Source organism: Marinobacter sp. LA51 (assembly GCF_030297175.1).
In the GTDB taxonomy this organism is placed as follows: Bacteria; Pseudomonadota; Gammaproteobacteria; order Pseudomonadales; family Oleiphilaceae; genus Marinobacter; species Marinobacter apostichopi.
Genome location: NZ_AP028070.1, coordinates 3,033,340 through 3,046,879, shown reverse-complemented (window position 1 = coordinate 3,046,879; position 13,540 = coordinate 3,033,340). Strand labels below are relative to the sequence as shown.

Annotated in this window: 13 protein-coding genes; 8 read left to right on the top strand and 5 right to left on the bottom strand. The window is 58.8% G+C overall.

Going from position 1 to position 13,540, the window contains the following annotated elements:
• Positions 1-131: 131 nt before the first annotated feature.
• Genes QUE89_RS14145 through QUE89_RS14130 form a run of 4 tightly spaced genes read left to right on the top strand, consistent with a single transcriptional unit; the run spans position 132 to position 4,378 of the window.
• Positions 132-1,391 carry an ABC transporter substrate-binding protein gene (locus QUE89_RS14145; RefSeq protein ID WP_286220710.1) on the top strand — a complete coding sequence of 420 codons (1,260 nt, stop codon included), beginning with the start codon at positions 132-134 and terminating at the stop codon, positions 1,389-1,391.
• A gap of 55 nt (positions 1,392-1,446) precedes the next feature.
• Positions 1,447-2,373: a carbohydrate ABC transporter permease gene (locus QUE89_RS14140; RefSeq protein WP_286220709.1), complete on the top strand. Its 927-nt coding sequence runs from the start codon at positions 1,447-1,449 to the stop codon at positions 2,371-2,373.
• On the top strand, positions 2,366-3,235 hold the full coding sequence (locus tag QUE89_RS14135) for a carbohydrate ABC transporter permease (protein ID WP_286220708.1): 870 nt from the start codon (positions 2,366-2,368) through the stop codon (positions 3,233-3,235). Before QUE89_RS14140 ends, QUE89_RS14135 begins: the two co-directional genes overlap by 8 nt.
• Before the next feature lie 18 nt (positions 3,236-3,253).
• On the top strand, positions 3,254-4,378 hold the full coding sequence (locus QUE89_RS14130) for an ABC transporter ATP-binding protein (protein ID WP_286220707.1): 1,125 nt from the start codon (positions 3,254-3,256) through the stop codon (positions 4,376-4,378).
• Between the two features lie 5 nt (positions 4,379-4,383).
• Here QUE89_RS14130 and QUE89_RS14125 read toward each other — a convergent pair whose 3' ends face one another.
• Positions 4,384-5,916 carry a cryptochrome/photolyase family protein gene (locus QUE89_RS14125; protein WP_286220706.1) on the bottom strand — a complete coding sequence of 511 codons (1,533 nt, stop codon included), beginning with the start codon at positions 5,914-5,916 and terminating at the stop codon, positions 4,384-4,386.
• 111 nt (positions 5,917-6,027) lie between these two features.
• Positions 6,028-7,020 (bottom strand): GTP 3',8-cyclase MoaA, encoded by a 993-nt coding sequence (moaA, locus tag QUE89_RS14120; RefSeq protein ID WP_286220705.1) that lies wholly within the window; start codon positions 7,018-7,020, stop codon positions 6,028-6,030.
• A gap of 252 nt (positions 7,021-7,272) precedes the next feature.
• On the opposite strand from moaA, the gene QUE89_RS14115 reads away from it, so the two are divergent.
• Positions 7,273-7,710, top strand: a complete 438-nt coding sequence (locus tag QUE89_RS14115; protein ID WP_286220704.1) for an RrF2 family transcriptional regulator — start codon at positions 7,273-7,275, stop codon at positions 7,708-7,710.
• Here QUE89_RS14115 and QUE89_RS14110 read toward each other — a convergent pair.
• Both QUE89_RS14110 and QUE89_RS14105 read right to left on the bottom strand, forming a co-directional pair.
• Positions 7,707-8,801 carry a fatty acid desaturase family protein gene (locus QUE89_RS14110; protein WP_286220703.1) on the bottom strand — a complete coding sequence of 365 codons (1,095 nt, stop codon included), beginning with the start codon at positions 8,799-8,801 and terminating at the stop codon, positions 7,707-7,709. The genes QUE89_RS14115 and QUE89_RS14110 overlap by 4 nt on opposite strands.
• A gap of 53 nt (positions 8,802-8,854) precedes the next feature.
• On the bottom strand, positions 8,855-9,958 hold the full coding sequence (locus QUE89_RS14105; protein ID WP_286220702.1) for a ferredoxin reductase: 1,104 nt from the start codon (positions 9,956-9,958) through the stop codon (positions 8,855-8,857).
• Positions 9,959-10,152: 194 nt separating this feature from the next.
• Here QUE89_RS14105 and QUE89_RS14100 point away from each other — a divergent pair, with 194 nt between their 5' ends.
• Positions 10,153-10,782, top strand: coding sequence for a TetR family transcriptional regulator (locus tag QUE89_RS14100; RefSeq protein WP_286220700.1), 630 nt, complete (start codon positions 10,153-10,155; stop codon positions 10,780-10,782).
• Here QUE89_RS14100 and QUE89_RS14095 read toward each other — a convergent pair.
• The gene (locus tag QUE89_RS14095; protein WP_286220699.1) at positions 10,772-12,214 is read right to left on the bottom strand and encodes a WS/DGAT/MGAT family O-acyltransferase; all 1,443 of its coding nucleotides are present in this window, start codon (positions 12,212-12,214) and stop codon (positions 10,772-10,774) included. The two genes, QUE89_RS14100 and QUE89_RS14095, sit on opposite strands and share 11 nt — an antisense overlap.
• Before the next feature lie 197 nt (positions 12,215-12,411).
• Between QUE89_RS14095 and QUE89_RS14090 the strand changes: the two genes are divergently transcribed.
• Together QUE89_RS14090 and QUE89_RS14085 are read left to right on the top strand one after the other, a co-directional pair.
• Positions 12,412-12,795, top strand: a complete 384-nt coding sequence (locus QUE89_RS14090) for a CidA/LrgA family protein (protein ID WP_286220698.1) — start codon at positions 12,412-12,414, stop codon at positions 12,793-12,795.
• Positions 12,792-13,523 carry an LrgB family protein gene (locus tag QUE89_RS14085; protein WP_041339331.1) on the top strand — a complete coding sequence of 244 codons (732 nt, stop codon included), beginning with the start codon at positions 12,792-12,794 and terminating at the stop codon, positions 13,521-13,523. The genes QUE89_RS14090 and QUE89_RS14085 overlap by 4 nt, the downstream gene beginning before the upstream one ends.
• The last annotated feature ends 17 nt before the right edge of the window (positions 13,524-13,540 follow it).

The following is a 13,540-nucleotide window of genomic DNA, read 5'->3' as shown; positions in this document are numbered from 1 at the left end:
CTTGTTACATGGGTTTTTCAGTTTGATACGTTCTCTCTGATCTCCCTGTCCTAGACTTGCCTTCTGACCGCTGGCTATCCAGCCGCTGGTAAATAATTTGATGTCCTCGACAAAAACAACAAGGAGTCATTATGACCGCCTTCAAGCGTACCCTTTCCGCCCTTGCCGTATCTGCCTGCCTGCTGCCTGCCGCTGCTGTCCATGCGGGCGAAGTTGAGGTCCTGCACTGGTGGACCGCCGGTGGCGAAGCCCGTGCTGCCGCTGCCCTGAAAGAGATGATGGAAGAGCAGGGCCATACCTGGAAAGACTTCGCGGTCGCCGGTGGCGGCGGTGAAGCAGCCATGACCGTGCTGAAAACCCGTGCCGTATCCGGCAATCCTCCGGCTGCCGCCCAGATCAAAGGGCTTGATATCCGCGAGTGGGCCAAGCTGGGTTTCCTGACCAGCCTGGACGACGTGGCCGCCGCCGAGAACTGGGACCAGTTGGTGCCGCCGATGATCTCGGACGTGATGCAGTACGAAGGTGAGTACGTGGCGGTGCCGGTGAACGTACACCGGGTCAACTGGCTCTGGGTTAACCCGCAGGTGATGGAAAAAGTCGGCGTTGAAATTCCCAACACCCTGGACGAATTCTTTACCGTAGCCGACAAGCTCAAGGCTGCAGGTTACATTCCGCTGGCCCACGGTGGTCAGCCCTGGCAGGACGCCACCGTATTCGAAGCCGTCGCCCTGGCGGTGATGGACAGCGACACCTACCGCAAAGCCTTTGTTGAGCACGATCTGGATGTGATCAACAGCGCGGTAATGGAAGAGGTGTTTGCCAAGTTTGCCAAGGTCATGAGCTACGTTGACGACAACGCCGCCGGCCGCGATTGGAACACTGCAACCGGCATGGTTATCCGTGGCGAAGCTGCCATGCAGATCATGGGTGACTGGGCCAAGGGCGAATTCACTGCCGCCGGCCTGACGCCGGGTGAAGACTATCTGTGTGCCGCGGCACCGGGCACTGCCGGTGAATTCACCTTCAACGTCGATTCCTTCGCCATGTTCGGCCTGAGTGAAGAGGAAAACGTAGCAGCCCAGAAAGACCTGGCCCGTACCATTCTCGAGCCGAAATTCCAGACCGTGTTCAATCAGAACAAAGGCTCCATCCCGGTTCGTACCGATATGGACATGTCCGAGTTTGACGCCTGTGCCCAGGCTTCAATGGAGACCTTCAAGAGCAGCGCCGACACCGGCGAGCTGGTGCCAAGCCTGGCCCACGGCCTGGCAACGACCAGTTACGTCCAGGGGCAGGTTTTTGATGTGGTTACCAACTTCGTGAACTCCAACGACAAGGATCCGGTAAAAGCCACGGATCAGTTGGCCGCCGCCATCCAGGCCGCGAAGTAAAGAAGCCAAGAGCCACCCGCCCGGGTGGCTCTCCGATTCATTCGGGAGAATTCTCATGGAACAAACTCAGCGGCGCCCCGCCGGAGTGGTCAGTGCACCGTCACGACTGCTGGACGGCCTGCAGCGCTGGTTGCCGAAACTGGTGATTGCCCCAACCTTTGTGTTGATCGGCATCGGTATCTACGGCTACATGCTGTGGACCGGGATCTTGTCGTTCACCAGCTCCAGCTTCTTGCCCACCTACGACTTTGTCGGCTTCGATCAGTACGCCAAATTGATGGCTAACGATCGCTGGCTGACGGCCTCCAAAAACCTCGCGATATTCGGTGGGCTGTTCATCTTCACCTGCTTGTTCATTGGCGTGGTGCTGGCCATATTCCTGGACCAGCGCATCCGCCAGGAAGGCGCAATCCGAACTATTTATCTGTACCCGATGGCGCTGTCGATGATCGTCACCGGTACCGTCTGGAAGTGGATTCTTAACCCGAGTCTGGGTATTGAGAAACTGATGCACGACTGGGGCTGGACCTCGTTCAGCTTTGACTGGCTGGTGAATTCCAACCTGGCCATCTACACCATCGTGATGGCGGCGGTCTGGCAGGCTTCTGGCTTTGTCATGGCGCTGTTCCTGGCGGGCCTGCGCGGTGTCGACTCCTCCATTATCCGGGCGGCCCGGGTCGATGGTGCCAGCCTGCCGTTGATCTACTGGAAGATTATCCTGCCGTCACTGCGGCCGGTGTTCTTCAGCGCGGTCATGGTGCTGGCTCACATCGCCATCAAGAGCTTTGATCTGGTCATGGCCATGACGGCCGGTGGCCCGGGATACTCCACCGACCTGCCAGCGGTGTTCATGTACGCCCACACCTTTACCCGCGGTCAGATGGGCCTGGGCTCGGCCAGTGCCATGCTGATGCTGGGTGCCATCCTGGCTTTGATCGTGCCTTACCTGTACTCGGAACTGAGGGAGAAGCGCCATGACTGATATGACTCGTCCCGGCCTCAGTCCCAGCCGCATTGCCATCTACGGCCTGCTGATTCTGGCGTGCCTGGTGTATCTGGTGCCGCTGTTCATCATGCTGGTGACCAGCCTCAAGACACCCATGGACATCCGTACCGGTAACCTGGTGGCGCTGCCCACCGAATGGACCACCATCGGCTGGACCAAGGCCTGGTCTGAAGCCTGCACCGGCGTGCAGTGCGACGGCATCAGCGGTTACTTCTGGAACTCGTTCAAGATGACCGTACCGGCGGTGATGATTTCCACCTTGTTAGGCGCCTTCAACGGCTACGTGCTGGCGAAGTGGAAGTTCCGTGGTTCGGACCTGTTGTTCGGCCTGCTGCTGTTTGGCTGCTTCGTGCCGTTTCAGGTGGTACTGCTGCCGATGGCCGCGACCCTGGGCCAACTCGGGCTGGCGAACACTACGCCCGGTCTGGTGCTGGTGCATGTGATTTACGGGGTGGCCTTCACCACGCTGTTTTTCCGTAACTACTACGTGGCTATCCCAGATGCACTGATCAAGGCGGCCCGCCTGGACGGTGCCGGCTTCTTCACCATCTTTTTCCGCATTCTGTTGCCCATGTCGACGCCCATTTTCATGGTGTCGCTGATCTGGCAGTTCACTCAGATCTGGAACGACTTCCTGTTCGGGGTGGTGTTCGCCAGTGGCGACAGCCAGCCCATCACCGTTGCGCTGAACAACTTGGTGAACACCAGCACCGGCGTAAAGGAATACAACGTGGATATGGCAGCGGCCATGATTGCGGCACTACCAACGCTGGTGGTGTACATCGTGGCGGGTAAATACTTCATCCGGGGCCTGACCGCCGGCTCTGTTAAAGGCTGACCTGAGAGGAAAACAACAATGTCTCAACTGGAACTGCGTAAAATTCGCAAAACCTATCCCGGAGCGGCTGAGGAGACCCTCAAAGGTATCGATATCGATATTGCCTCGGGCGAATTCCTGATTCTGGTCGGTCCTTCCGGCTGCGGTAAATCCACCCTGATGAACACCATCGCCGGGCTGGAAGCCATCTCCGAGGGGGAAATTGTGCTCGACGGCAAGGACGTCTCCGGCGTGGAGCCCAAAGACCGGGACATCGCCATGGTGTTTCAGTCCTACGCCCTGTATCCGACCATGTCGGTGCGCGAGAACATCGCCTTTGGCCTGAAGATCCGCGGCATGCCGAAAGACCAGATCGAGCAGGAAGTGGAGCGGGTCGCCGATCTGCTGCAGATCTCCCACCTGCTGGACAAGAAGCCGTCACGGCTGTCCGGTGGCCAGCAGCAGCGGGTCGCCATGGGCCGCGCCCTGGCACGCCGTCCGCGCATCTATTTGTTCGATGAGCCGCTGTCGAACCTGGACGCCAAGCTGCGTGTGGAAATGCGCACCGAGATCAAGAAGCTGCACCAGCGCCTGCAGACCACCATCGTCTACGTCACCCACGATCAGATCGAGGCCATGACCCTGGCTGACCGCATCGCGGTGCTGAAAGACGGTGAGCTGCAGCAGCTGGGCACGCCCAAGCAGGTCTATGATTCGCCGCAGAACATGTTCGTGGCAGGTTTCATGGGGTCACCGGCGATGAGCTTCGTGCACGTGAATGTCGAGCAGGGCGAGCAGGGCGAGCAAGGCCTGCAGGCCGAAGTGCAGGGTGGCGACGGCCGCTCGCTGAAGCTGCCGCTGCCAGAGTACCTGGCCGATCGCGTTGGCAAGAAGGTGGTGCTGGGCATTCGCCCAGAGCACATCACCCAGCCCCAGGATCAGAAAAGCGATCAGGCCCTGGTCACCACTGGCGAGTTCACCATCGAGGTGACCGAGCCGACCGGCCCGGACGTGATTGCCCTGATTCGCCTGAACGACACCAACGTGCACTGCCGGATTGATCCGGAGCACCCGGTAACCTGGGGTGAAACAGCCGAGCTGATGTTCGATATGAAGAAAGTGGTTTTTTTCGATCCAGACACCGAAAAACGCATCACTGGCTAAAGGCGTTACAGCTGCTCGATCTGGTCCAGCAACTTGTTGGCCCGGTTGAGCAGCGCTTCCTTCCTTTCCGGTTTTTGCTTGTCCCAGTTGCGATACATCATGCCCATGCGCGGGTTCTTGGCGAAGTCGTCCCGATGACGGTCGATGAAGTGCCAGTAAAGCGCGTTGAACGGGCAGGCATCCTCTTCCGTGCTCTTGTTGACGTTGTAGTGGCAATTGGCGCAGTGGTCCGATTGACGCTGTATGTATTTGCCGCTGGCGGCGTAGGGTTTGGAGCCCAGGTAGCCACCATCGGCGTGCATCACCATGCCTAGCACGTTGGGTAGCTCCACCCAGTCGTAGGCGTCGGCATAGACCGCTAGATACCAGTCACAGATTTCCTCCGGTTTGATCCCGGCCAGCAGCGCGAAGTTGCCCGTGACCATGAGGCGCTGGATGTGGTGGGCGTAGGCGTTGCGGCGAGTGCTGTCGATGGCCTTGTGCATACAGCGCATCTTGGTGTCGCCGGTCCAGTAAAACCAGGGTAGGGACCGGGTATTGCCCAGCCGGTTTTCCTCGGCGTAGCCCGGCATGTTCATCCAGTAGATACCGCGCACAAACTCCCGCCAGCCCAGAATCTGCCTTACGAAGCCTTCCACCGCATTGATCGGTGCCTGGCCGGCGTACCAGGCCTGGGTGGCGGCCTCGCACACACTGAGCGGGTCCAGCAGACCGCTGTTGATATACGGCGACAGGATGGCGTGGAACAGCCAGTCCTCGTGATCCGACATGGCGTCCTGGAAGCCTCCAAAGCAGGGTAGGGCGTAATCGATGAAGTGCGCCAGTGCCTGCTCTGCGTCCTCGGCGGTGACCGCAAAATGGAAGTCGTCGGTGGTGCCGAAATGATCCGAGAAATGCTCGTTGACCAGATCGATCACTGCTTGGGTGGTGTCATCCGGCTCCACCCGGAACGTCGACGGGGCCGCGGGTTTGCCGGTCCATTTGCGCCGGTTGTCGGCGTCGTAGTTCCACTCCCCGCCTTCGGGTTTGCCATCCGGGTCCATCAGCAGACCGGTCTTGCGGCGCATCTCCCGGTAGAAAAACTCCATGCGCAGCTGTTTTCGGCCTTCGGCCCAGTGCTGGAATTCCTGCTTGGTGGCGATAAACCGGGTGTCCGGCCGGGTTTCCACCGGCAGATCGAGCTGCCGATTCCACTCGCTGATCTGCGCATGCAGGCGCCATTCACCGCACTCGGTGGTGATGATCCGTTCCGGTTTCAGGTCTTGGGCCTGGGCGGCAATCACGGCTTCCAGGCTTTGATGCTCGTTATCTGGATGATAGTGCTGGTAATGCACCTGCCAGCCATCTTTCTCAAGCTGCTGGGCGAAGTGGCGCATGGCGCTGAACAGCAGGACCAGTTTTTTCTTGTGGTGATTGGTGTAGCTGGCTTCGTCATGGACTTCCGCGATCACGATCCGGTCGTGCTGCTTGTCGGCGTCGTCCAGTGCGCTGATGTCCGGTGTGAGCTGGTCGCCGAGAATGAGGATCAGGTTGGCCATGGCCGGGGCTTGCTCCGTGTCAGGAATTCGCGAGTGGATGCTAGCGATACGCCGGTGGCAAGGGGACGGTTCACGGCCGATCCGGAAGATCGACGATCGGGGGCGTGGTTCTCAGCCCCCGGTCATGTTCATGAAACGCAGGATCTGGACATCGCCTTCGCTGGAAAAGTGGTGGCGTTCAGGTTTCAGATCCATGGCGTTGATGATGGTTTCCCGAAGTTTTTCGTCGCTTTCCGGATGACTGCGCAGCACGTGGCGGAGGTCTACCGAATGCTCGTTGCCCAGGCATAGCAGCAATCGACCCTCCACGGTCACCCTCACCCGGTTGCAGGTGGAGCAGAAGTTGTGGGAGTGGGGTGAGATGAAACCCACCTTGGTGTTGCTGTCCGGCATCCGGAAGTAGCGCGCCGGGCCGCCGGAATCCTCCGGTGTGGGCATCAGTTCGTGGTGCTGGCGAATAATGTCGCGCACTTCATCGCTGGTGCACAGCGCTTCACCGCGATCGTGTTCCGAGATTTCCCCCAGTGGCATTTCTTCAATGAAGGTGATGTCGATGTTCTTCCGGCGGGCAAAGTCTACCAGTGCCGGCACTTCCTCATCGTTGCCACCTTTCATTACCACGGTGTTCAACTTAATGCCTTCAAACCCGGCCTCGCGGGCCGCGTCGACACCGTCGAGTACCTGGTTCAGTCGGCCGGTGCGGGTAATGCGATGAAACTTGTCCGGATCGAGGGAGTCGAGACTGATGTTCAGGCGCTTCAAGCCGGCTTTGCGCAGAGGCTCGGCCATGGTGGTGAGCTTGCTGCCGTTGGTGGTCATGGCGAAATCCCGCAGGCCAAGGGTGCCAATGTCCTTGACCAGTTCGAGAATGTCCTTGCGAACCAGGGGTTCACCGCCGGTCAGTCGGATCTTCTCGGTGCCCAGATCCACGAAGGTTCTCGCCACTTGAGCCAGCTCTTCCAATGACAGAATCTGCTGGCGGGGCAAAAAGGTCATTTCCTCCGCCATGCAGTAAACACAGCGGAAGTCGCAGCGGTCGGTCACGGACAGGCGTACGTAGTCCACGGTGCGACCAAAGCGATCTGTCAGCTTGCTGCGGGCCATTGGCTTTGCTTCCTGCCGGCTGAGTGAGAATTTAAATACGTTAATTCGAGTATCGCAGATTAAATCCCGGAATCCGATCCCCCCGCGTGAGTCCGGTAGTTTAAGTATGGCAGTTGGGAAAACCCTTAAACAGGATATTGGTCTGGGCGGGGATGCGGGGTGCGGTCTGTCTGTGTTGGTGGACAAAACCAGTTATTGGCTCTCTCCGTATATAACACTCCTAATCAATGCAAAGCAGACCTGGAGTACCGAATGCACATCACCCGATACACTGACTACTCACTTCGAGTGCTGATCTATCTTGCGGTGCAGGGTGACCGCCTGGCTACCATCCAGGAAATTGCCGACAGTTATGAAATCTCCAAGAATCACCTGATGAAGGTGGTGCATCAGCTCAACAAGAAGGGCTACATCGAGACCATTCGCGGAAAGAAAGGCGGTATGCGCCTGCTGATGGCGCCGACTGAAATCCGAGTGGGAGTGCTGGTGCGGGAAACTGAACAGGACCTCAGCATCGTCGAGTGCTTTACCTCGAAAAACGCCTGTAAGATCGCGCCGGTGTGCGGAATGAAAGGCATGTTCGGTGACGCGCTGGAGGCATTTCTGCAGGTGCTGGATAAGTACACGTTGGCCGATGTGATTCAGGATCAACATCGGCCCCAGTTGTTACGACTGCTTCAGGTCGCCTAGGCCACATCCAGCGCGGGCAATCGCGCCCGCAGCCGGTCGGGCAGTGAAAAGGCAGCGATGCGTTTGAGCACGGTGCCGTACTGCCGGGCGAAGCTGCCGGTGTTGTAGTGAATGCCGTGCTTGGCGCACACCTCTCTTACACGATCGGATATTTCCGGATACCGATGGGCGGGCAGGTCCGGGAACACGTGATGTTCCATCTGGAAGCTAAGATGCCCACTCAGCAAATGCACCCATCGGCCACCGGTGAAGTTGGATGAGCCAGAGAGCTGGCGCAGGTACCAGTGGCCTTTGCTTTCATTTTTGCCATCGCCCCAGCACTCTTCTTCGGTAAAGGTTTCGGCATCCTGGGTGAAATGACCGCAAAAAATCACCGTGGACGACCACAGGTTGCGGATCAGGTTGGCGCCGATGTTGCCCGCCAACACGATGGGCGCGACCGGGAATGTCAGCAGCGGGAAAAACACATAATCCTTGAAGGCCTGACGCCCGCCCTTTCTGAAAAACTCCTTTAAGAACGGCAGCTTCGATCTTAATGTAATTTCCCGACGGTGCAGCCGTTCGGTTTCCAGTTCGTGCAGGCCCACCCCCCACTGAAAGAAGGTGCTCAGCAGAATGTAGTTAATAAACTGCAGGCTGTGCCTGGGCCGCCACGGCTCGTCGTCGCTCAGGCGAAGCACAGCATAGCCGTAGTCCCGATCTTTACCGATGATGTTGGTGTAGGTGTGGTGCTCGTAATTGTGGGTACGGCGCCAGGAGTCGCTGGAGCAAGCGGTGTCCCACTCGTAGGTCTGTGAGTGCAGGCTGGGATCGTTCATCCAGTCGTACTGGCCATGCATCACGTTGTGGCCGATCTCCATGTTCTCGATGATCTTGGACAGCCCCAGGGCCACGGTGGCCGCCACGAACACCGGAGGAATGAAGCCAAAGGGCATCAAAACCCGGCCACCTACCTCCAGGGTTCGGTGCAGGCGTACTACGCGGCGGATGTAACGGGCATCGCGTTCGCCCAGATCGGCCAGTACGTCATTCCGGATGGCGTTGAGATCCTGTTCCAGCTCTGTGAGCTGGGCTTCTGTCATCTGTTTCATGGTGTGCTCCTTGCCATGCTCTGAGGCACGACCGTTCTGTTCGAAAAAGAAGGTTAAATATCCAGGGACACTGGCCCCTGAGGGATGGAGATGCACAGTTGGATGGTGTCCTCTCCCGGGCCGGATGCTTGGCCGGTGAGGCGATTAACGACGGTGCCGCTGGTTTTCCGGCAGCTGCATTGGTGGCAGATGCCCATGCGGCAGCCGTGTTGTGGCGTCAGGCCCGCCGCTTCGGCGATTTCCAACAGCGGGGCATCACCGGTGGAATCCACATCCAGGTTGCTTCGGGCAAACCGAACCTTGCCGCCCAGGTCCTCGCTGTCGAGGTCTGTTTGTGGTGCAGAAAAATAAGTGCTGTGGATCTTGTCCCGGCTCACGCCCTTGGCATCGAGCAGTTCGCCCGCCAAAGCCATCAAGCCCTGCGGGCCGCACAGAAAAATATCGCGGCAGCCTAGATCGGTGATCTCGTTAAGATCGGATTGGGTCAGATAGCGCGGTTCGCTGCCACCCTGGGAAGCGACGATCTTAACGGTGAGCAGATCATGGAGGGCGGCCAGGTTTTGCAGGTGTTCACCGGCGATCGCATGGTCGTGGTCCCGCACGAAATACAGCAGTGTCACCGGGGCGCGGAAGCCATGGACCGCCATGGTTTTGAGCTGGCTCAGGATCGGAGTAATGCCACTGCCACCGGCAATAAACAGGATGGGGCGGACAGGTTCGGGTATCAGGAAGTCGCCAAACGCCTCGCTGAGGCCTACCACGGCGCCGGATTTCAGCTGATCGTGCAGCCAGTTGGTCACCCGGCCGCCAGGTAGTCGTTTGATGGTCAGGGTAACCAGTCCCTCGTCGTGCCAGAGTGTGGTTGAGCTGGACAGGCTGAACGTGCGGTGGTGACGAACGCCGTCGATCTCGACACAGATGTTCACATGCTGTCCGGCGGCGAAGCCCTGCCAGCGTCGGGCTGGTTTTAGCACGAAGGTTTGAGTGTCGGAGGTGTCCCGGATAATCCGCTGAACTCTGGCCGGTGTGTACTCTTGTACCCACATCGGGTTGATGCGCGCGAGCAGAGGATCGAAGAACGCACTCGCGTCATCCCGGTTAAAGAGCTGCCTGCCAAGCCATTGAAGCGGCGTGCTGTGGTTCTGTCGTGCCAACATGATCTGTTCTCCGAGATGCAGTCTGCATCTTTGTGTACAGTTGTTCACTAATGTGTACGACTGTACACCTGAGTTTGCGGACTCACAACGGGGAGTTCACATCTGGCGCAAAATGACTTGCTTTGGGTACCTTAATTTTTTCGGGTGTGTACACTTGTCACCAAAGCTTCAAGCGCAATGGCTACGGGTAGACGATGGCGGAAAGACAACGCAGAAAGCCGGGTGAGACCCGCGAAAAACTGATGAGTGCGGCGCTCACCCTGGTGGGTAAGGGCCGGCATTTTGCCAGTCTAGGCATCCGGGAAGTTACCCGGCAGGCGGGTGTGGTACCCACCTCGTTCTATCGCCATTTCCGCAACATGGACGATCTGGGCTTGCAGCTGGTGGACGAGTTAGGTCTGGTGCTGCGCCGCATGATGCGGGAAGCCCGTGAGCATGTGTCGCAGGCGGATAAGTTGATTGAGGAGTCAGTGGACATCTTTATCAGCCACGCCCGGGCCAACCGCAGTTTCTTTCTGTTCATGGCGCAAGGATTGGCGGGCGAGAGCAGGGCGGTTCAGGAGGGGATTCGCAGCGAGATGCGTTTCTTTGCCAGCGAACTGGCCAACGACTTGCGCCGGTTACGCCTGGTGGATCATCTCAGCGACAGCGATCTGGACATGACCTGTGATCTGGTGGTGCGCAGTGTTGCCTTCAGTCTGACTGACCTGCTGGGGGTGTCTGCCGACGATGACTACCAGATCGACCAGATCCGGAAGCGGACCATCCGCTTCCTTCAACTGATCTTTGTAGGTGCCGCCAACTGGAACAGCGTTAGCCAGTAACCTTCTTTTTGGTCGCGCGCCGGGTCGTTTTCGGTTTCGGCGGAATCACCAGGCTCTCCAGTTCATCCAGGGCTTCGCCGGTATAAACGGCCAGCTTCTGCATGCTGGGCAAAGTGTCCCGGCAACCGGTATAACCGAAGTTTAGTGAGCCGTCGTAGCTCAGGCAGGTAATGTTCAATGCACCACCGTGTGCAATCAGCGACACCGGGTACATGGCCTCAAGTTTCGCGCCCTCATAATAGAGCGTGCGCTGCGGGCCTGGCACATTGGAAATGGTGACATTGAACACCGGCCGCATGCGACCACCCAGCCCGGACATCAGCTGCAGGATATAGGGCGACATCAGCAGCATGGTGTACTGGGTCAGCGCACTCTTCGGCAGCTTCTGCAAATGTTCCTTGGCGCGCCGGGTGGAGGATTTGATCTCCTGCAGACGGTTTAGCGGGTCGGCTTCGTCGGTCGCCAGGGAAGCAATCATGAAGCTGATCTGAGTGCCGGTGCCCTCGTCGTCCGCCGGGCGAATGTTAACCGGAATGCCGGCTGTCATGGCGGTATCTGGCAGGTCATCCTGCTCCAGCAAGAACCGGCGCAGGGCAGTGCCGCACAGGTACAGCACGATGTCATTCAGTGAGCCGCCGCTTTCGTGGGCCACGGCTTTGATGCGGTCCAGCTGGTAGTGCTGGGTGGCGAATCGCCGCTGGCCAGTAACCCGGCGGTTAATCTTGGAGACCGGCCCCATGAAGGGCGCCGCCAGCCCATCCTCAGGGTGGCGCACGGAGTGCAGCAAGCGGTTGCCAGCTTGCCAAAGCCGTGGTGCCATATCGGCCTGCAGCTTGAGGGCATCTTTGGCCTGGGCAATGGCTGCGGGGATGCTGGCTTCCGCGTCCGTTTTGCTGCCGCGCCGACGCTCGGGCTGTACCGACCAGGGTGGTGCCATGTTGCGCTTGTCGGGATCCGTGGTCAGCACCCGCTGCAAAAGGCGCACGCCGCTGATGCCATCAATCAGGGAGTGATGCATCTTGGTGTAAAGCGCAAAACGGTTGTTTTCGAGGCCCTCAATGACGTGGCATTCCCACAGCGGCCGGGCAAAATCCAGCGGGTTGGAATGCAGACGGGACACCAGAATACCCAACTCACGCTCACCGCCGGGGCGGGGTAGCGCGGAATGGCGCACGTGGTAATCCAGATCGATGTCTTTGTCGATCTTCCATCCGGGAGCGACCAGTCTTCCCAACAATCCGGAGCCGGCCAGTTTGTAGCTCCAAGGCGGAGCAACCTCACCGGTTTCTTTCATGCGGGTGACCAGGTCACGCAAAAAGGTGTCGGGAGCGCCTTCTGGCAGTGAAAAGATTTGCAGGTTCCCCACGTGCATCGGGGTGTCCTCAGACTCCACGGCCAGCCAGGAGGCATCCAATGTTCCCAGGCGTTTCATTCCTTGTTGTACTCCACGAGTTAAAAAATTTACTTGTTAGCTGCAAGTATACTGGTAACGAATTGAGTTCACGATGCTCGCCCCCCTAAAGTTCCGTTTTTTGCAACATTTCTCGTTCGACTTCCGTTGAGTGTTCAGTACAGCCTTAAGTGGCTATGCTCTGAAAAGAACCGTATTCGCCGGCCGGAGCCTTTGCCATGCAGTTTCTCAATGGAATAACGCTGTTGCTGGTGTACCAGTTGGCCGGTGAAATCACCGTGCGCTTGGCGGGCGTGCCCATTCCGGGGCCGGTCCTGGGTATGGTGATGCTGTTCATCACCTTGTGGATTCGGGGCCGGACCCCGGATTCGGTTGAGCAGGCATCGTCCGCATTGCTGGCCCATTTGTCACTGCTGTTTGTGCCGGCCGGTGTTGGCATGATGGCACACTTCGATCGCATCGCTGATGAGTGGCTGCCTATCACTCTGGCGTTGTTGTTCAGCACCGTGATCACCATGATCGCAACGGCACTGATCATGCAGGTGACCACGCGCTGGCTGGTCAAGCCCGACAGCTCTGCGCAGGGAGGGTCGGAGCAATGAACGATCCCGGTCTGAAAGATATCTGGGTTTACCTGTCGGCGTCGCCTCTGCTGGGGCTGACTATCACCCTGGTGGCCTACGGCCTGGCCTATCGGTTTTACCTGCGCACCAGCTCCAACCCGCTGGCCAACCCGGTGGTGACGTCGGTGGCCATGTTGATTGGGCTGCTGCTGCTCACCGACACCTCCTACAACGACTATTTCGAAGGCGGCCAGTTTGTTCACTTCCTGTTGGGACCGGCCACCGTGGCCCTGGCAGTGCCGTTGTATCAGCAGTTCTCCCGGCTGCGTCAGCTCTGGCTGCCGGTGACCATTTCCCTGATCTGCGGCGTGCTGATTGCAGCCGGCAGCTCCATCGGTCTGGCCTGGCTGTTGGGCGGTTCGCTGGAAATCCAGATGTCGCTGGCGCCGAAATCGGCCACGGCACCGGTGGCCATGGGCATTTCTGAAAAGATCGGCGGGCTGCCATCGCTGACGGCAGTACTGACGGTCGCAACCGGTATCACCGGTGCGGTGCTGGGCACCAAACTGTTTGATTGGTTCCGGGTGAAAGACGATGCCGCCCGAGGCATCGCCATGGGCGTGGCCGCCCACGGCATTGGCACCGCCCGGGCGTTTCAGGTCAGCCGTCAAATGGGCGCGTTTTCGGGCTTGGCGATGGCGTTGTCGGCCTTCGCCACGGCTCTTATAGTGCCCTGGCTGGTGGACTGGATGCAGATGTTGCTCTGACCGATAAGCTTGTCGCG

Coding starts and splice junctions, on each gene's coding strand:
- QUE89_RS14140 (WP_286220709.1), top strand. CDS start 1,447: ATGGAACAAACTCAGCGGCGCCCCGCCGGAGTGGTCAGTGCACCGTCA.
- QUE89_RS14125 (WP_286220706.1), bottom strand. CDS start 5,916: ATGGCCAACCTGATCCTCATTCTCGGCGACCAGCTCACACCGGACATC.
- QUE89_RS14100 (WP_286220700.1), top strand. CDS start 10,153: ATGGCGGAAAGACAACGCAGAAAGCCGGGTGAGACCCGCGAAAAACTG.
- QUE89_RS14110 (WP_286220703.1), bottom strand. CDS start 8,801: ATGAAACAGATGACAGAAGCCCAGCTCACAGAGCTGGAACAGGATCTC.
- QUE89_RS14095 (WP_286220699.1), bottom strand. CDS start 12,214: ATGAAACGCCTGGGAACATTGGATGCCTCCTGGCTGGCCGTGGAGTCT.
- QUE89_RS14135 (WP_286220708.1), top strand. CDS start 2,366: ATGACTGATATGACTCGTCCCGGCCTCAGTCCCAGCCGCATTGCCATC.
- QUE89_RS14145 (WP_286220710.1), top strand. CDS start 132: ATGACCGCCTTCAAGCGTACCCTTTCCGCCCTTGCCGTATCTGCCTGC.
- QUE89_RS14115 (WP_286220704.1), top strand. CDS start 7,273: ATGCACATCACCCGATACACTGACTACTCACTTCGAGTGCTGATCTAT.
- QUE89_RS14085 (WP_041339331.1), top strand. CDS start 12,792: ATGAACGATCCCGGTCTGAAAGATATCTGGGTTTACCTGTCGGCGTCG.
- QUE89_RS14130 (WP_286220707.1), top strand. CDS start 3,254: ATGTCTCAACTGGAACTGCGTAAAATTCGCAAAACCTATCCCGGAGCG.
- QUE89_RS14105 (WP_286220702.1), bottom strand. CDS start 9,958: ATGTTGGCACGACAGAACCACAGCACGCCGCTTCAATGGCTTGGCAGG.
- moaA (WP_286220705.1), bottom strand. CDS start 7,020: ATGGCCCGCAGCAAGCTGACAGATCGCTTTGGTCGCACCGTGGACTAC.
- QUE89_RS14090 (WP_286220698.1), top strand. CDS start 12,412: ATGCAGTTTCTCAATGGAATAACGCTGTTGCTGGTGTACCAGTTGGCC.